The sequence below is a fragment of the Chromatiaceae bacterium genome, from assembly GCA_016714645.1.
Lineage (GTDB): Bacteria > Pseudomonadota > Gammaproteobacteria > Chromatiales > Chromatiaceae > M0108.
In genome coordinates, this window is the sequence record JADKCI010000002.1 from 736,978 (window position 1) to 753,509 (window position 16,532).

Consider the following 16,532-nt stretch of genomic DNA (forward strand, 5'->3'; position numbering starts at 1 on the left):
GTGCATCCCCGTCTCACTCAAGGGGAGGGATTCAATGCGACGGAGACGCTGTTTCCCCAAGCGAGGACCCATAGGCGAATAGCGCCGGGGCGCCACCCGTATGCCAGAACAAGAGCTTCTCATCCCGTCCGAAACAGCCCTTGCGAATCATGTCGATCAGTCCGCCCATGGCGCGCCCGGTATAGACCGGGTCCAGCAGGATCCCCTCGTGGCGGGCCAGCAGATGGATCGCTTCCCGATCACCCGCACTGACCTCGCCATAACCGCTGACCGCGTAACTTTCGTCAAGCTGCAATTCAGCGGGGGAGAGACTGATCGATGCCCTCAGGAATTGCGCCGTGGCGTTGGCTAATTCCAGAATCAGCTTACCCAGGGATTGTTGCCCGTCACCGACCTTGTCAATGGCAATCCCGGTAATTTGGTAGTCCTTGTTCAGCAGCCTCTTGCCCACCATCAACCCCGCCTGGGTCCCGCCAGAACTCGACGCAAATAGCAGGTGATCGAAATCCATCCCCAAGGCGGTCGTCTGGCGGTCGAGTTCGTAGATCGCCTCCACAAACCCCGTGGCGCCCAATGCGGTCGAACCTCCGTAGGGAACCTGGTAGGGTCGTCGCCCGGCGCGGCGCAATTGCTCCGCAAGGATCGGTATATCCTCGCCTTTACGATGATCGCCCGCCCAGTGAATTCGGGCCCCCAGGAGTTGATCCAGCAAGAGATTGCCGTTGGCCGCCGCCGGCTCGGCGCCACCCAGGACCAGATGGCATTCCAGCCCGAGGCTGGCCGCGGCGGCGGCGGTCTGCCGGCAATGGTTGGATTGGATGGCGCCGGCGGTAATGAGGGTATCCGCGCCCTCTGCCAACGCCTGGCCGACCAGAAATTCGAGTTTGCGGGTCTTGTTGCCCCCGAAGGCCAGGCCCGTCAGATCGTCACGCTTGATAAAGATCCTGGGCCCCCCCAGCAACCTGCCCAGATGAGTGAGTTCGTGGATGGGCGTCGGGAAAAAACCCAGCGGTTGCCTGGCTAGATCGAGATGGGTCACAAAGCACCTGCGCTGAATGAGAGGGGCTAGCCTAATTATCCTAAAGAAATCCTGAACACCGCGCCAGGGTAACCCAGCGGATGATTCAGTCTTTGCGTATATACTAATACGTTAACTATGCGAATATTCTGGAATACCCCAATAGCGCATTCGGGAAATTCCCAATTCTGGCGGCGCCCGAATTAGTTAATAATAGTCAAACGATCTAACTCAGCCATGACTTTATCAACCGAGGAGGTCAAGACCGTGACACTGCAACAGCAACAACGCCGGATTTTCATTAAGGGCACCCTGGCCGGGGGGGCGGTGCTGGCCGCCGCCGGACTGGGTCTGCCCCGCCTGGCCATGGCCGCCTGGCCCGCCGATGCCTTTCACGCCGCCACCCTGGATGACGCCTTGACCAAGGTGTTTGGCTCCAGTGCACTGGAGGCTAGCGACAAGGTGGTGCTCAAGGCCCCCGGCATCGCCGAGAACGGCGCCGTGGTGCCCATCTCCATCAATGCCGAGCAACTTGAGAATGTGGAGTCGATCAGCATCTTCTCCGAGAAGAATCCCACGCCCTTCGTGGCTCGCTTCAACCTCAAGCCCGGCTGCGTGCCCGATATTTCCACCCGCGTCAAGATGGGTGAAAGCGGCGACGTGATTGCCGTGGTGCAGGCGGGCGGCAAGCTGTATAGCGCCCGTACCAACGTCAAGGTCACCGTCGGCGGCTGTGGCGGTTAAGCCGGTAACCTGAAGATCCCTGTTTTTGGAGAAGAATCCCATGTCAGAAGTCAAACTCCGCGCCGCCCTCAAAGATGGCAAGTGCGAGGTCAAGGCCCTCATGACCCACCCCATGGAAACCGGGCGCCGCAAGGACCCCCAGGGTGCCGTCATTCCGGCCCATTACATCGAGACCGTCGAACTGCTGCACAACGGCAACCTGATGCTCGAAGCCGATTGGGGCGGCGCCATTTCCACCAATCCATTCTTCTCGGTAGCCCTGAAGAATGTGGCCGCGGGCGACAGCATTGAGGTGCGCTGGGTCGATAACAAGGGCGAGAAGGGTTCCGGCACGGTCCAGGTCAAGTAGTCCGGCCGGGTCTCGACCCTCGCTCGCTAACCCGCCCCCAGAGGAGGATGCTATGTATAAAAGCGCCTTATGTGCGTTACCGATAATGTTCGCGGTGGCCGGCCCGGTGGTGGCCGCCTCCGATAAGACCCCGCAGGAAGTGCTCCACGCCCTGATCGATAGTTCCGATTCGGCCTATCTGACCCAGAGCGAGCAGAACCTGATGATGATGCAGGACGATCCCGCCTACTGGATCGCCGAACAGGGGGAGATCCTCTACAAGGAGCCCCGGGGTCCCAACAAGGTCTCCCTGGAAAAGTGTGACTTCGGCAAGGGCCCCGGCGTTCTCGACGGGGCCTATGTTGAGATGCCACGCTACTTTGCCGACACCGGCAAGGTGATGGACCTGGAAAGCCGCCTCATGTACTGCATGAAGAACCTCCAGGGCTTCACCGACGAGGATAAGGAACTCAAGGATAAGCATGGCAACACGGATCTGGTGAAGATTCAGACCTACGTCGCCATGCAGTCCAACGGCATGCCCTGGAATCCGCCCATGGATCATCCCCTGGAGCAGGCGATGCGGGCGGCGGGCGAGGAGTTCTTCTATCGCCGAGCGGGCATCAGCGACTTCAGTTGCGCCACCTGTCACGGCGCCACGGGCAAGCGCATCCGCGCCTCGGTGCTCCCTAATGCGAGCGTCCCCGAGGAGTGGACCAAGGCCATCTCCTGGCCCGCCTTCCGGGTTGGGCATGATGCCGTGCGCGGCAGCCAGCATCGCGTCTCCGAGTGTGTCTGGCAGATGCGCCAGGCGGAAATCGTCTATGGGTCCGATGCCGCCATCGCGATCATTTCCTACTGGACCGATAAGGCACGGGGCCAGCCGGCCATTCTGCCCGACATCAAGCGCTAGCCGTCGCCCAAGGAGATCGAGACATGATAGATAAGACCCTCATCGCGGCCCTGCTGGCCGCGACGACCCTGATGCCCGCTATCGGCTTGAGTGCCGATACCACGCCACAGGCCGCCACGGGAACCGCGGCTACCGGTAACACCGCCGCCGGGAAGAGCGCTTCCGAAACAGTCCCCGCGACTAAGCCCGTCGCGAAAAAGCCCGTCAAAAAGAAAAAGCCGACCCGTAACGCTGCCGCCGATAAGGCTGCCACGGACAAGGCCGCTACCGAGAAAGCCGCCGCCGATAAGCCCGCCGCTGTCGGCGCCAGCCCTGCTAGCCCCGCCAGTACCTCCGGTGCCGGTAAGGCCCTTGCGGCCGGGGCCCTGGGCGCCGCGGCCGTCGGCCTTGCGGCGACCGCTGTCGCCGCGGGAACCCCGGTCGATTACACCAAAATGACCCCGACGGAACTGACCGAGTATCTGATCTTTGACGTCAAGGGCTTTAAACTGGATCAGCCCACCCAGGAAGGCACAACCGGACGGGAACGCATGACCCAGGACGAGCTGCAAAAGACCTGCTCGGCGCTGCGTGACAAGACCATCGATGCCGCAACGGCGAAAAAGGTCCAGGAGTTGGCCGCCGCCTCCCGCGTCTATCCCGAGGGTGGGGTCACGCTGGGGGACTGGAAGCGGGGACAGGCCCTGGCCATGGAAGGGGCTGGCTTTCGCTTGGGGCCAAAGGCTGACGACAACGCCAAGAAGTTAGGCGGTAATTGCTATGCCTGTCATCAGATGGACCTGAAGGTGGCCGCGCACGGCACCATTGGCCCCAGCCTGACCGGCTTTGGCAAGATCCGGGGCAACACACCGGAGACCCAGAAGTATGTTTACGATGTGCTTTATAACGCTCATGCCTACTTCCCCTGCACCAATATGCCCCGTTTTGGCGCCAATCACTTCCTGAATCAGGAACAGATGGCCGACCTCATCGCCTACGTGCTCGACCCGGAATCCCCGGTCAATAAGTAGTACCCCCCGGCCCAGTCCGAGTCCGAAATTGGCTCGGACTGGGCCAACTCACTACCCCCGTCAGTCAACCCAATCAGAGGATCCGGACCATGTCACTATCACGGCGTGAATTCACCCGCCTGCTGGCCTTGGGCGGCATGGCCGGGTTGTTACCGGGCGCGGCCCGGGCCGCGACTCAAGCGGGCGAGGGCGAGGCCCTCTATCAGGGCGGTCGCTTTGGTAATGTGCGCCTGCTGCACATCACCGACACCCACGCCCAGCTCAACCCCATCTATTTTCGCGAGCCGAGCGTCAATCTTGGCGTCGGCGCGGCCTTGGGGCAGCCCCCGCACCTGGTGGGCATCAACTTGCTCAAGCACTTTGGGATTGCCCCCGGTGGCCGGGAGGCCCACGCCTTTACCTTCCTCGATTTTGACGCCGCCGCCCAGCGCTACGGCAAGGTCGGCGGCTTCGCCCACCTGGCCACCCTGGTCAAACAGCTCCGCGCCGAGGCGGGGGAGGGCAACAGCCTGCTGCTGGACGGTGGCGACACCTGGCAGGGGTCGGGCACCGCCCTCTGGACGCGGGGCAAGGACATGGTGGGCGCCTGCAACCTGCTCGGCGTGGACGTCATGACCGGCCATTGGGAGTTCACCTACCAGGACACCGAGGTGATCGAGAACATCAAGGCCTTCAAGGGCGAGTTCGTGGCCCAGAATGTCTCGATCTCGGATACGGCCCTGTTCGACTACAAGTTCGCCGACTTCCCCGGCTTCGACGAGGCCACGGGCCTGGCCTTCAAGCCCTATACCCTGAAGGAGGTCAACGGCACCCGGGTCGCCGTGATCGGCCAGGCCTTCCCCTATACCCCCATCGCCAATCCCCAGCGCTTCATCCCTGACTGGCGCTTCGGCATCCAGGACCAGCACATGCAGGAGATGGTGGACCAGGTGCGGGCCAAGGAGAGGCCCGACGTCGTGGTGGTGCTATCCCATAATGGCATGGACGTTGACCTGAAGATGGCCGCCTCGGTGCGCGGTATCGACGTCATCTTCGGCGGCCATACCCACGACGGCATCCCCGCGCCCAGCCTGGTGGAGAACAGCGGCGGCAAGACCCTGGTCACCAACGCCGGCTCCAACGGCAAGTTCCTCGGGGTGATGGACCTGGACGTGGGCGACGGCAAGGTGCGGGGCTATCGCTACCGGCTGCTGCCGGTCTTCGCCAACCTGCTCCCCGCCGACCCGGCCATGCAGGCCTACATTGATGAAGTGCGGCGGCCCTACCTGGCCCAACTCAACGAACCCCTGGCCGTCACCGAGACGACTCTCTACCGGCGGGGCAATTTCAATGGCACCTTTGACCAGGTGATCTGCAACGCCCTACGCCAGGGCGGGGATGCCGAGATCGCCCTCTCGCCGGGGTTCCGCTGGGGGACCACCGTCACGCCGGGCTCCGCCATCACCCTCGAGAACGTCCTCGACCAGACCGCCATCACCTACCCCGCCACCTATGTGCGGGAGATGAAGGGCAGCGAGCTCAGAACCATCCTGGAGGACGTGGCCGACAACCTCTTCAACCCCGACCCCTATCTCCAGCAGGGGGGGGACATGGTGCGGGTGGGCGGCCTTGATTACGTCTGCACCCCCAACAACGGCCTGGGCCAGCGCATCGGCGAGATGCGCCTGGACGATGGCCGCCTGGTGGAGGCGGACAAGAGCTACAAGGTCGCGGGTTGGGCCACCGTCGGCACCGCGAGCCCCGGCCGGCCGGTTTGGGAGCTGGTCGCCGACTACCTGCGCGACCAGAAGACGATCGCTCTGACCAAGGTCAACGCCACCAAGCTGGTTGGGGTGGAAGGCAACCCAGGGCTGGCCTGAGGCCGGTCACCACCCCTCCTGCCCCCTGAATCTCCGCCGAGGATTAGCCCATGCAGGCCCGCCGCGCCCTTGCCGTCCCCTACTTCCTGCTTCTGTGCCTGGTCAGCGCGCCCCTCATGGCCGCCATGCCCAGTTGGTTCAAGGACTCCTTTCTCTATCTGGGGGAGGAGGTGGCGAACGCCGCCGCGGAGGGCAAGCGGGTGGTGCTTTACTTTCATCAGGAGGAGTGCCCCTACTGCAAGCGGATGCTGGAGGTGAACTTCACCCAGCGCGACATCGAGGAGAAGACAAAGGCCCAGTTCAACGTCATCGCCATCAACATCTGGGGTGACCTGGAGGTGACCGACCTGGCGGGCAAGGTCGGCAGCGAAAAGGACTTTGCCCGTGACCAGAAGGTCCAATTCACGCCCACCATGCTTTTTCTGGACGAACAGGGGGCGGTGACTTTCCGCCTCAACGGCTACTATCCGCCGGAGCGCTTCAACGCCCTGCTCGATTACAACGCCCAACGCCCAACGCCGACCGGTTCCTTCAAGGATTTCCTGGAAGCCCGGACGGTGCCCCCGGTCAGCACCGCTTTGCACCAGGACCCCAGCTATCTGCCCCACCCCCTCAAGCTCAACCAGCGCCCCGGCGCCAAGCCGCTGCTGGTGCTCTTCGAACAGGTCAGTTGCCAGGCCTGCGACGAGTTGCATCGCGAGGGCCTGGCGCGGGACGAGGCCCAGGAATTGCTGAAGGAATTTGACGTTGCCTTGGTCGATATCGGGTCCGCGGAGACCCTCGTCACCCCCGACGGCCGGGAAATGACGGCGCGGGACTGGAGCCGGGAGTTGGGCATCAACTACACCCCAACCCTGCTGTTCCTGGACGCCGGAGGCCAGGAGGTGTTCCGCACCGATGCCTACATTCGCCCCTATCACATCGCCACCAGTCTGGCCTATGTCGGCACCGGGGCCTACCGCCGCCAGCCGGAATTCCAGCGCTTCATCCTGGAACGGATCGAGGCGCGGCGGGAGTCTGGCGAGACTGGTCCGCCCAAGCTTTGGGATTAGGACATCCTGCCGCCACCCGGCCGCTCGCGGGCCATGTTAGCGCTAGCTCGGTGTCGCCACCTCGCCGCCTGGGCCCTCGCCCTGGGCCTCTGGTTTACCGCGGCCCCCGCCGCCGCCATTCAGGAGATCCGCATCGGCGTCCTCAGCCATCGTGGTACCGACCTGACCCTGGCGCACTGGCAACCCACCGCTGACTACCTGACGACTGCCATGGAGGGCTATCGTTTCGAGATCGTCCCGTTGCCCTTCAGCCGCATCACCGAGTTCGTGGAGATGGAGTTCGTGGACTTCATCCTGGTCAATCCCGGCATCTATGTCGGCCTGGAGGTGCGCCACGGTATCTCGCGCCTGGCCACCCTCAACAACCGGGTCGGCGCCCTGAGCCTGAACCAGTTTGGCAGTGTCATCTTCACCCGCCAGGAACGGGGGGACATCAACGACCTGACCGACCTGGCCGGCCAGGCCTTTCTGGCGGTGGACGAGACCTCTCTCGGTGGCTTCGAGATGGCCTGGGACGAGTTGTTGCGCCAAGGGGTCGATCCCTACCACGACTTCGCCAGGCTGGATTTCGCCGGTGACCACGACAGCGTGGTGATGGCGGTGCTGCTGGGCCAGGCGGACGCCGGCACGGTACGCACCAATATCCTGGAACGGATGGCGGCGGAGGGGCTGATCGATCTGGACCAGTTCAAGGTGCTCAATCCCCAGCCCACCAACCGCTTTCCCCTGGTGCACAGTACCGGCCTCTATCCCGAATGGCCCTTCAGCAAGGTCAGCCACACCGCCAACGAGCTGGCCCAGAAGGTGGCGGTAGCCCTGCTCAAGATGCCCCCCGACCACCCCGCGGCCCTGGCGGGAAGCTTTGCCGGCTGGACCGTGCCTCTCGACTACCAGCCGGTCCACGAGCTGTTCCAGCGCCTCAACCTGCCCCCCTATGCCCAGGACTTCACCCTCCGTGACGTGGTCCAACGCTATCTGGTCTGGGTGGTGACGGGGCTGGTCCTGCTTTTGCTGTTCGCCTTCCTGCTCTACCGGATCTGGGGCCTCAATCGCCAACTCCTCAGGGCCAAGATGAGCCTGGAGGCGCAACACCTCCTGATCCTCAACTCCGTCGCCGACGGCATCTACGGGGTTGATCGTGAGGGCAATTCTACCTTCGTCAACCGCGCCATGGCCGAGATGACCGGCTGGCGCGCCGAGGAGGTGGTCGGGCGTAACCAGCACGAATTGCTCCACCATACCCGCATCGATGGCAGCCACTTTCCCGCCCAGGAGTGCCCCGTCTATCGAAGCTGTCAGGACGGCAAGGCCCGTCATATCCCCGAGGACCGCTTCTGGCGCAAGGATGGCAGCCCCTTTCCGGTGGAGTATGCCTGCTCCCCCCTGCGGGATGACAACGGCGGCATTGTCGGCGGCGTGGTGGTGTTTCGGGATATCAGCGAGCGCCAGCACAGCGAGGAGGCCAGCCGCCGGCACCAGCTCGAACTGGCCCACCGGGACCGTCTCAATACCCTGGGCGAGATGGCCGCCGGTATTGCCCACGAAATCAACCAACCCCTCACGGCCATCGCCTCTAATGCCCAGGCCTGCATCCGCCTTCTCGACGCCGGTCTGGACGCCGACCGGGCCGGGCGTCTGAGCGATGCCCTCGCCCACATCGCTCTGCAGGCCCAGCGCGGCGGCGACATCATCCGCCAGGTGCGCCAGTTCGTTAAAAAGGATGCCCCGGTCAAGACCGCGGTGGACATCAACGAACTGGTCCAGAAGGTCGTGGCGCTGATCCGGCCCGAGGCCCAGCGGGTCGGGGTCCAGATCCATACCCAACTCGCCTCCGGCCTGCCCCACGTCTGGGCGCAGGATATCCAGATCCAGCAGGTCATCATCAATCTCGCCACCAACGGCATCGATGCCATGGCCGACCCCGGCCTCCCCGAACGGTGCCTCACCATCGCTACCGCGGCGGGCGCCCCCGGCCAGGTCGATGTTGAGGTGCGCGATACCGGCACGGGGGTGGACGAGGCCATGCGCACGGAAATCTTCAAGCAGTTCGTCACCACCAAAAGCCGGGGCATGGGCCTCGGGCTGTCCATCAGCAAGGGCATCCTCGATGCCCACGAGGGCAGGATCGCCCTGGAAGCGACGGGCCCCACCGGGACCCTGTTTCGCTTTAGCCTTGCCGCGCCAGGCACCTGACCGGCTACAATCCCCTCCCTGGCCATGACCGGGGCGCCGGACCCTGATCCCCCCGGCGCCAACGGCCAGGACCCATAGCACCCCGGGGGACCCATGTCAGCGCGGCAACCAACCATCTATATCGTTGATGACGACGAGCAGGTGCGGGAATCGATCCAACTCCTGATGGAATCGGTGGGCCTGGGGGTGGAAAGCTACGGCTCGGCCCAGGACTATCTCGATCATTTCAGCCCCGACCAGCAGGGCTGCCTGATCCTGGATGTGCGGATGCGGGGGATGAGCGGTCTGGAGTTGCAGACCCGCCTGCAACAGGTCCCCAACCACCCCCCCATCGTCATGATCTCGGCCCATGGCGATGTCCCCATGGCGGTGCGCGCCCTCCAGGCCGGGGCCCTTGATTTCCTGGAGAAACCCTTCAACGCCCAGGCCCTCCTCGACAGCGTTCACCGGGCCATGCAGCAGGACGCCCTGCGTCGCGGCGAGGCCAGCCGTCTCGCCGAAATCAAGGAGCATATTGCCCGCCTGACCCCCCGGGAGGCCGAGGTGATGCGGCGGGTGGTGGATGGTCAGCGCAACAAGGTGATCGCCAGCGAGATGAATATCACCCAATCCACCGTGGAGGTGCATCGGGCCCGGGTGATGGAAAAAATGGCCGCCAAGACCCTCTCGGAACTGATGCGGATGCTGGTCACCCTGGAGATTTGCGAGGGTAAGGGGTAAAGGGGGGATGGCTTCCCGGGGATTGGACCTGCTTCCTCAAGTTGACAGGATGTGCGCTTGCCATAAGATACATGTAACGAACCCTAGGAGAAGCCCCATGTCTATGCCCTTGTCCGTGAAGGAGCGGGTCCAGAAGCGTCGCGAGGTGCTGCGTGCATCTGGCTTGCGACCCGTGCAACTTTGGGTGCCTGATACCCGGCGCCCTGGATTCGACCAGGAGTGTCTGCGGCAGTCGCTCGCCGTCGCGCAGGCGGACCTGGCGGATCAGGATCTGATGGACTTTCTTGACCAGGTCTTGAGTGATGCCGAAGAGGGGATGGCATGAGGCGTGGCGATCTGGTGACGGTGGCCATGCCCGGGGATTACGGCAAGCCGCGGCCAGCCCTGGTTATTCAGGCCGACCAGTTCAGCGCCACCGCCAGCCTGACGGTCGCGCTAATCACGACGTCCTTGGTCGATGCCCCCTTGATTCGCCTGACCCTTGATCCAACCCCCGAGAATGGTCTCCGTAAGATCTCGCAGGTCATGATCGACAAGGTCATGACGGTACGCCGGGAAAAACTGGGCTTGCCTTTTGGTCGACTCGATAACAACACCATGCTCACGATCAACCGGGGGTTGGCTCTCTTTCTCGGATTTGCCTAGTCGGTGAAGAGGCGGGCTGGGCCCAGGCTGCCCACCGTGGTCGGCCAGCAGCGGGAGCGCCTCGCTGGCGAGTGGTTGTTCCTCGACCGCCCGTTGCTCGGTGATATCGATGTCTTTGTGGCTATTTCCAATGGCGCCTATCGTTCCGGCCCGGTCAGCCGGTCGAGCCGTAACCGCTGCCGCTGGTCGAAGAGGCGCCGGGAGCCGACCCAGACGGCGGCGGCACTGCCGAGGCCGGTGCCGGCGGAGATGAGGAAGAGGATCATCATCTGGTACTTGGCGGCCTCCATGGGTGGGCTGCCGGCAAGGATCTGGCCGGTCATCATGCCCGGCAGGCTGACCAGGCCGGCGGCGGCCATGGAGTTGATGATGGGGATGAGGCCGGCGCGGATGGAGTCGCGGCGGATGTCGCGGATGGCGCATTCCCAGCTCTGGCCCAGCAGCAGGCGGGCCTCGATGCCGCCGCGTCCCTCCCAGGCCTGGCGGCTGAGGTTGTCGAGGGTAATGGCAATGCCGCTCATGGTGTTGCCCAGCAACATGCCGAGCAGCGGGATCAGATACTGGGGCTGGTACCAGGGTTCGACCCCAATGATGAGGATCAGGGCCAGGATGATGACGCTGAAGGAGGAGATGAACATGGAGAGGGTGCCGATGCCAAAGCCCCAGGCACCCCGGTAGCGGTGCTTCTGCCGTGCCACGACCTCCCAACCGGCGACGCCGAGCATCACCAGGGTCCAGAGGCCGGTTAGGACGAAGCTGGTCTGGGCGAAGAGGAAATTCAGCACCAGGCCGATGAGGCTAAGCTGGATGGCGCTGCGCAGGGCGGCCACCAGTACCCGCTTTTCCACCCCCAGGTGCAGGCGCCAGGAGAGCAGGGCCAGCAGCAACACCAGGCTGGCGGCCAGTCCGAGGTCGAAGGGGCTGAGGACAATAAGTTCCATCAGGCGTCTGGCTCCTCTTGCTCATCCACCAAACGGTCGCCCTGGATGACCAGGCGGCGGGCGCCGGGCAGGCCTGGGGCTGGCCGGGCCAGGCGGCGGCGCTGGTCCGGGTCATGGCTCACCCAGAGCACGGCGGCGCTCTGTTCGCGGCGATAGTCCTGGATCAGGTCCTCGACCCGGTCGCGATTGGGCGGGTCCAGGTTAGCGGTGGCCTCGTCGAGCAGCAGCACCCGGGGCTGGAGGACCAGCAGGCGCGCCAGTGACAGGCGCTGGCGTTCGCCGGTGGACAGGCGGGAGACGGTCCATTCCAGCACCTCGGGCGCGAAGCCGAGACGGGCTAGGAGGGCGGGGATGGACTGGCCAGCTTCATCGGCCGGGGTTGAGCAGCCAACACCTCTTCGCTTCCCAGGCCCGCTGGCGGGTGCCTGATCGAAGTGATCCCCCACCTGATCAAACCACCAGAAGGACTCCGCCGGCAGCAGGGCCACGCGGCGCCGCCATTCGGGCGCGGGCAGGGAGGAGCAGGCCGTGCCGTCCAGCCAGGCCTCGCCCTCGTGAGGGTCCAGGTCCGCCAGGGCGCGCAGCAGCAGGCTCTTGCCGGAACCGGAGGGGCCAGAGAGCAACACCAGGTCCCCCGCGGCCAGGGTGAGATCCAGCGGTGCCAGGTTGAGGGTCTTGAGCCCCTGGAGTCGTAGAGCGGCCATGTCAGCGGCGCAGGAAAATCAAGTCCCAGACCCCATGCCCCAACCGCTGGCCACGCTGCTCGAACTTGGTCAAGGGGCGATCCTCGGGACGGGGGGCGAAGGCGCCGGGACCGGCGGTGTTCATAAAGATAGCGTCGCTCATCGTCAGCACCTCCATCATCCTCAGGGCATAGGGCTCCCAGTCGGTGGCGGCGTGGAAGAGACCGCCGGGGCGGATGACCCGGGCCAGCCGGGTTACGAATTCCGGATTGAGGATGCGCCGCTTGTGGTGGCGCTTTTTGGGCCAGGGGTCGGGAAAGAGCAGATAGATCCCCGCCAGGCTGGCGGGTGCCAGGCCCCGGTCCAGCAGGTCCACGGCGTCCTGGCGCAGCAGGCGCAGATTGCCCAGGCCGCGCCGTTCGATCTCCAGCAGCAGGTGGCCAACGCCGGGGCCATGGACCTCGATGCCGAGGTAATTGCGCTCGGGGTGGCGCGCGGCGATCTCCGCCAGGGTCTCGCCATTGCCGAAGCCAATCTCCAGATAGACGGCTTGGTCGTTACCGAACAGGGCGGGCAGGTCGAGGGCCTGACCCGGCCCCCACTCGACACCGTAACGCGGCCAGAGCTCGGCAAAGGCGCGCTCCTGGGCCTCGGTCAGCCGGCCCTGGCGCAGCACATAGCTGCGGATGGGGCGCCGCTGGGGTGAATGATCCGGCGGTGACTCGATCAGAAGGGGAACCCTTCCCGGGCGGGCCTGGACATGAGATGGCGACGGTTCCTGGCTAGGGGTCATGGCTTGGCGGTGGAGGCGCAAGGATAAACGATTTCACGAGGTGGCGAGGCGCGTCCGGCCCCCTAGCTCTTGGCGTCGCCCTCCTCGCGTACCAGGGCGTAATCGGTGCGCCGCACGCCGCGTACCAGCATGTCGGTATCCTCGCCGGCGACCCCCAGGCTCTCCAGGGCCTCCGCGGCCAGGCGCAGGCTGGCCTCCAGGGCCTCGGGGAAGGCCTTGTTAGCCCCCGCCCGCAGGAGGGCGTCACTGGTATCGAGGTCCCGGGCCCGCGCCACGATGGTGGTTTTGGGGGCGAGATCTCGGATCAGAGTGGCGGCGCGTAGGGCGGCATTGCGGTCGTCCAGGGTCAGCACCACCAGATCCACCTTCTCGATGTGGACGGCGACCAAGAGGTCCAGGTCGGTGACATCCCCGTAATAAACCGGGTGGCCCTGGCGGCTGAACTCGGCCACTCGCGCCTGTTCCGTGTCGAAGGCGATGTAGGGGATGCCGCTGCTGCCCAGGATGGTGCCGACGGTGTGGCCTACGCGGCCATAGCCGGCCACCAGGGCCCGGAAGTGGTGTTCGTCACCCTGGTGGGAGAAGGGGAAGACTCCATCCCTGGGCGCTACCGGCACGGTCATGCGCGAAGCCAGGGCATCGCCCAGGCGGACCAGTAGGGGCGTGATCAGCATGCTGAAGGAGATGATGCCGACGGCCAGCACAAAGGTGGTGTCGTCGATGATGCCCATGGCCTTGGCGGCGCCAAAGAGCACGAAGCCGAACTCCCCGCCCTGGGACAGGATGAAGGCGACCCGAGTCGCCGTCTGGCGGGTCTCGCCGAAGGCCAGGCAGAGACCGAAGAGGACGGCGATCTTGATGGCGACGATGGCGATGACGAGACTCAGGAAGAGCCAGGGCGTCGCCGCCAGGGCGCCGACATCCACCGACATGCCCACGGCGACAAAGAAGAGGCTCATGAGCAGGCCCTTGTGGGGCTCGATGGCGGCCTGAATCTGCAGGTTGTAGCGTGAGCCGGAGAGGGCGACCCCCATAAGGAAGGCCCCCAGGGCCATGGACATGCCCGCCACTTCCATGGCCCAGGCGGCGCTGAAGACCGCGGCCATGGCGACCAGAAAGAAGGCCTCCCGATTGTTATGGCGCGCCAGGAGATCAAGGATGCGGGGAATCAGGTAATAGCCGGAAGCCACGACCAGGACCACGGCCACCATGACGGTCAACACCTGCTGGATAAGGGGTACATCCCCCGACAGGGTGCCCACGTCCCCCAGGATGGGCACCAGGGCGAGCAGGGGGACGACCGCCAGATCCTGCATCAGGAGGATGGCAAAGGTGGTTTGCCCATGGGGGCTGGCGATCTCGCCCTTTTCCTGCAGGATCTGGATGACGAAGGCGGTGGAGGAGAGGGCCAGGGTCAGGCCGGCGAGAAGGTCGATGCCCCAATCGGGCTGGGAAAAGTGCATGAAGACGGCGATGAAGGCACCGGATACCAGAATCTGCAGGGAGCCCAGCCCGAACATGGAGCGTCGCAGGGACCAGAGGCGGCGGGGATGCATCTCCAGGCCGATGACGAAGAGCAGCAGCACCACCCCCAGTTCGGTGAAATGGCGCAGATCATCCACATGCTGGGTGATGGTGGGTCCCGGGGTATGGGGTCCGATGAGGATACCAGCCACCAGCAGGCCCAGCACCGACCCGAGCCCAAAGCGCCGGAAGATAGCCACGGCGAGGGCGGTGGCGGTGAGCAGGATCACGGCGGAATAGACGAAGGATTTGGGTTCCAAGGAGGCTGCTCCCGAGGCTGGGTTATCGGATTCTACACTAGGGCGCCATCCTGTCACGGCGGGATGGCTGGCGCTTTTCACCAACCATTCCCGCCCACCCGGTTCAACCCTTCGGCGTTTTCAGTTTCAAGCCAACCTTGATGATGCGGTTGTGCTCCATGCGGCGGACCACCAGTTCCACATTCTGGAGATTGAGCCGGTCACCCACCACGACCTGGGTCTCCAGCCGCTGGCGCAGGTAGGCATCCAGGGTCAGATCCCGGTCCCGGTCCACCAGGACGACACCATAGGCAGCGGCGACGTCGCCCAACCTGGCGTCGCCGTTGAGGACGAATTCACCGAAGAAGACCAGATCCGATAGCCGGCTGGGGGTCGTGATGGGGGCCAGGAGGCGATCCAGAGCCTCCAGGTCCACCGGGTCGATGACGAGCAGGAGTTGATCGCCGGCGCGCAGATCCTCCCATACGACCTGGTCGAGCAATTCACCCTGGCGCAGGTGGGCAACCGGGCGGGTGGAGGGGGGCAGGCGGGGGAAGGGGCGCGGTTCGGCCACCAGGGGGGTGTTGGCCGCCAGTTCATACCCCACCAGTTCCAGTTCCCGCTCGCCGGGCAGATCGATCTCCAGTCGTTCCACCACCTGGGCCCGGGGCGGGAGTTCCAGCTTCAGCCAGCGCGCCAGCAGGGGGATGGTCCAACCCTGGGCGAGGAGGGAGACGAGGACGACGAAAAAGACGATGTTGAAATAGACGTGGGCCTGCTCAATGCCGGCGAGCAGGGGAAAGAGGGCCAGGACGATGGGGACGGACCCACGCAGACCCACCCAGCCGATGAAGACCTGTTCCCGCCAGGGAAAGTGGAAGGGCACCAGGCAGAGCCATACCGCTAGAGGCCGGGCCACAAAGCTCAGCAGGGCGGAGAAAAGGAGGGCGTCCAGGGCCACGGGCAGGAGTTCCGAGGGGGTCACCAGGAGCCCGAGGACCAGGAACATGCCGATCTGCGCCAGCCGGGCCATGCCGTCGTGAAAACGACCGATGTAGCGCCGCCCCTTGAGGGGTTGGTTGCCGACCACCAGCCCAGCCAGATAGATGGCGAGGAAGCCGCTGCCCTCGAAGACCGACACCAGACCAAAAAGGGTGAGCCCCATGCTCAGCACGGCGAGGGGATGGAGGCCCGGCGGCAAGTCGAGGTGGTTGACGAGCCAGGCGATGGCGTAGCCGCCAGCCAGGCCCAGGAGGACACCGAGTCCCATCTGCTGGACGAAGGCCATGGCCACCGTCGCGCCCAGATTATCCCGAGGGTCCAGGATCAGCTCGATCAGGATCAGGGTCAGGAAGATCGCCATGGGGTCGTTGCTGCCGGATTCGATTTCCAGCGTGGCCTTGACCCGCTCCTTGAGTTCCAGGCCGCGGGAGCGCAGCAGGGAAAAGACGGCGGCGGCGTCGGTGGAGCCGACGATGGCCGCCAGGAGCAGCGCCTCCAGGGTGCCCAGGCCCAGAAACCAGGCGGCGCCAAGCCCCGTGATGGCGGAGGTCAGGAGGACGCCAATGGTCGCCAGCGCCAAGGCGGGCTGGAGACCGACGCGGAAGCTGCGCACCGAGGTGGCCATGCCGCCGTCGAAGAGGATGACGGCCAGGGCCAGACTGCCGATGAGGTGCGTAACCTGGACGTTGTCGAAGTGGATGTCCCCTGGTCCTTCCTCCCCCAGCAGCATGCCGATAATGAGGAAGACGAGCAGCACCGGCATGCCCAGCCGCTGGCCCACCAGGCTGGCGAGGATGCTGATGAGGAAGGCCAGGGAGGTAATGAGGATGATCTGATTGGTGAGATCCATGGGCTTGTCCGTCAGGGT

General features: G+C 64.7%; 16 protein-coding genes. 10 read left to right on the forward strand and 6 right to left on the reverse strand.

The genetic code is table 11. The features are described from left to right. Positions 1 to 31: 31 nt before the first annotated feature. Positions 32 to 1,039: a D-cysteine desulfhydrase family protein gene (locus IPN92_10355; protein ID MBK8638656.1), complete on the reverse strand. Its 1,008-nt coding sequence runs from the start codon at positions 1,037 to 1,039 to the stop codon at positions 32 to 34. A 216-nt stretch (positions 1,040 to 1,255) separates the two neighbouring features. Between IPN92_10355 and soxY the strand changes: the two genes are divergently transcribed. The 10 genes from soxY (at position 1,256) to IPN92_10405 (ending at position 10,482) form a co-directional block, all read left to right on the forward strand. Further along, the gene (soxY, locus tag IPN92_10360) at positions 1,256 to 1,762 is read left to right on the forward strand and encodes a thiosulfate oxidation carrier protein SoxY (protein MBK8638657.1); all 507 of its coding nucleotides are present in this window, start codon (positions 1,256 to 1,258) and stop codon (positions 1,760 to 1,762) included. Positions 1,763 to 1,802: 40 nt separating this feature from the next. Beyond that, entirely contained in the window at positions 1,803 to 2,111 is a 309-nt protein-coding gene (gene soxZ, locus IPN92_10365) for a thiosulfate oxidation carrier complex protein SoxZ (protein MBK8638658.1), read from the forward strand. Between the two features lie 52 nt (positions 2,112 to 2,163). After that, entirely contained in the window at positions 2,164 to 3,003 is an 840-nt protein-coding gene (gene soxA / locus IPN92_10370; protein ID MBK8638659.1) for a sulfur oxidation c-type cytochrome SoxA, read from the forward strand. 23 nt (positions 3,004 to 3,026) lie between these two features. Further along, positions 3,027 to 4,013 (forward strand): sulfur oxidation c-type cytochrome SoxX, encoded by a 987-nt coding sequence (gene soxX / locus IPN92_10375; GenBank protein ID MBK8638660.1) that lies wholly within the window; start codon positions 3,027 to 3,029, stop codon positions 4,011 to 4,013. An 89-nt stretch (positions 4,014 to 4,102) separates the two neighbouring features. Then, on the forward strand, positions 4,103 to 5,872 hold the full coding sequence (gene soxB, locus IPN92_10380) for a thiosulfohydrolase SoxB (GenBank protein ID MBK8638661.1): 1,770 nt from the start codon (positions 4,103 to 4,105) through the stop codon (positions 5,870 to 5,872). 50 nt (positions 5,873 to 5,922) lie between these two features. Continuing rightward, positions 5,923 to 6,924: a thioredoxin fold domain-containing protein gene (locus IPN92_10385; protein ID MBK8638662.1), complete on the forward strand. Its 1,002-nt coding sequence runs from the start codon at positions 5,923 to 5,925 to the stop codon at positions 6,922 to 6,924. 126 nt (positions 6,925 to 7,050) lie between these two features. Continuing rightward, positions 7,051 to 9,117, forward strand: coding sequence for a PhnD/SsuA/transferrin family substrate-binding protein (locus tag IPN92_10390; protein MBK8638663.1), 2,067 nt, complete (start codon positions 7,051 to 7,053; stop codon positions 9,115 to 9,117). Between the two features lie 93 nt (positions 9,118 to 9,210). Further along, positions 9,211 to 9,837 carry a response regulator transcription factor gene (locus IPN92_10395; protein ID MBK8638664.1) on the forward strand — a complete coding sequence of 209 codons (627 nt, stop codon included), beginning with the start codon at positions 9,211 to 9,213 and terminating at the stop codon, positions 9,835 to 9,837. A gap of 103 nt (positions 9,838 to 9,940) precedes the next feature. After that, a complete protein-coding gene (locus tag IPN92_10400; GenBank protein ID MBK8638665.1) occupies positions 9,941 to 10,162 on the forward strand; it encodes an antitoxin MazE family protein in 222 nt (73 codons plus the stop codon). Continuing rightward, complete coding sequence (locus IPN92_10405; protein MBK8638666.1) at positions 10,159 to 10,482, forward strand: type II toxin-antitoxin system PemK/MazF family toxin; 324 nt, start codon at positions 10,159 to 10,161, stop codon at positions 10,480 to 10,482. Before IPN92_10400 ends, IPN92_10405 begins: the two co-directional genes overlap by 4 nt. 137 nt (positions 10,483 to 10,619) lie before the next feature. Here IPN92_10405 and fetB read toward each other — a convergent pair whose 3' ends face one another. The 5 genes from fetB to IPN92_10430 all read right to left on the reverse strand — a co-directional run bounded on the left by fetB (position 10,620) and on the right by IPN92_10430 (position 16,514). Beyond that, on the reverse strand, positions 10,620 to 11,423 hold the full coding sequence (gene fetB, locus IPN92_10410) for an iron export ABC transporter permease subunit FetB (GenBank protein MBK8638667.1): 804 nt from the start codon (positions 11,421 to 11,423) through the stop codon (positions 10,620 to 10,622). Next, positions 11,423 to 12,127 carry an ATP-binding cassette domain-containing protein gene (locus IPN92_10415; GenBank protein MBK8638668.1) on the reverse strand — a complete coding sequence of 235 codons (705 nt, stop codon included), beginning with the start codon at positions 12,125 to 12,127 and terminating at the stop codon, positions 11,423 to 11,425. The genes fetB and IPN92_10415 overlap by 1 nt, the downstream gene beginning before the upstream one ends. A 1-nt stretch (position 12,128) precedes the next feature. Beyond that, positions 12,129 to 12,899, reverse strand: coding sequence for a tRNA (guanosine(46)-N7)-methyltransferase TrmB (gene trmB / locus IPN92_10420; GenBank protein ID MBK8638669.1), 771 nt, complete (start codon positions 12,897 to 12,899; stop codon positions 12,129 to 12,131). A 62-nt stretch (positions 12,900 to 12,961) separates the two neighbouring features. After that, complete coding sequence (locus IPN92_10425; protein MBK8638670.1) at positions 12,962 to 14,683, reverse strand: cation:proton antiporter; 1,722 nt, start codon at positions 14,681 to 14,683, stop codon at positions 12,962 to 12,964. A 103-nt stretch (positions 14,684 to 14,786) separates the two neighbouring features. After that, positions 14,787 to 16,514, reverse strand: a complete 1,728-nt coding sequence (locus tag IPN92_10430; protein ID MBK8638671.1) for a potassium/proton antiporter — start codon at positions 16,512 to 16,514, stop codon at positions 14,787 to 14,789. Positions 16,515 to 16,532: the final 18 nt, after the last annotated feature.

Bases quoted from the DNA above. Each gene is read 5' to 3' on its own strand.
- soxY (MBK8638657.1), top strand. From the start codon at position 1,256: ATGACTTTATCAACCGAGGAGGTCAAGACCGTGACACTGCAACAGCAA.
- soxZ (MBK8638658.1), top strand. From the start codon at position 1,803: ATGTCAGAAGTCAAACTCCGCGCCGCCCTCAAAGATGGCAAGTGCGAG.
- soxA (MBK8638659.1), top strand. From the start codon at position 2,164: ATGTATAAAAGCGCCTTATGTGCGTTACCGATAATGTTCGCGGTGGCC.
- soxX (MBK8638660.1), top strand. From the start codon at position 3,027: ATGATAGATAAGACCCTCATCGCGGCCCTGCTGGCCGCGACGACCCTG.
- soxB (MBK8638661.1), top strand. From the start codon at position 4,103: ATGTCACTATCACGGCGTGAATTCACCCGCCTGCTGGCCTTGGGCGGC.
- IPN92_10385 (MBK8638662.1), top strand. From the start codon at position 5,923: ATGCAGGCCCGCCGCGCCCTTGCCGTCCCCTACTTCCTGCTTCTGTGC.
- IPN92_10395 (MBK8638664.1), top strand. From the start codon at position 9,211: ATGTCAGCGCGGCAACCAACCATCTATATCGTTGATGACGACGAGCAG.
- IPN92_10400 (MBK8638665.1), top strand. From the start codon at position 9,941: ATGCCCTTGTCCGTGAAGGAGCGGGTCCAGAAGCGTCGCGAGGTGCTG.
- IPN92_10405 (MBK8638666.1), top strand. From the start codon at position 10,159: ATGAGGCGTGGCGATCTGGTGACGGTGGCCATGCCCGGGGATTACGGC.
- fetB (MBK8638667.1), bottom strand. From the start codon at position 11,423: ATGGAACTTATTGTCCTCAGCCCCTTCGACCTCGGACTGGCCGCCAGC.
- IPN92_10415 (MBK8638668.1), bottom strand. From the start codon at position 12,127: ATGGCCGCTCTACGACTCCAGGGGCTCAAGACCCTCAACCTGGCACCG.
- trmB (MBK8638669.1), bottom strand. From the start codon at position 12,899: ATGACCCCTAGCCAGGAACCGTCGCCATCTCATGTCCAGGCCCGCCCG.
- IPN92_10430 (MBK8638671.1), bottom strand. From the start codon at position 16,514: ATGGATCTCACCAATCAGATCATCCTCATTACCTCCCTGGCCTTCCTC.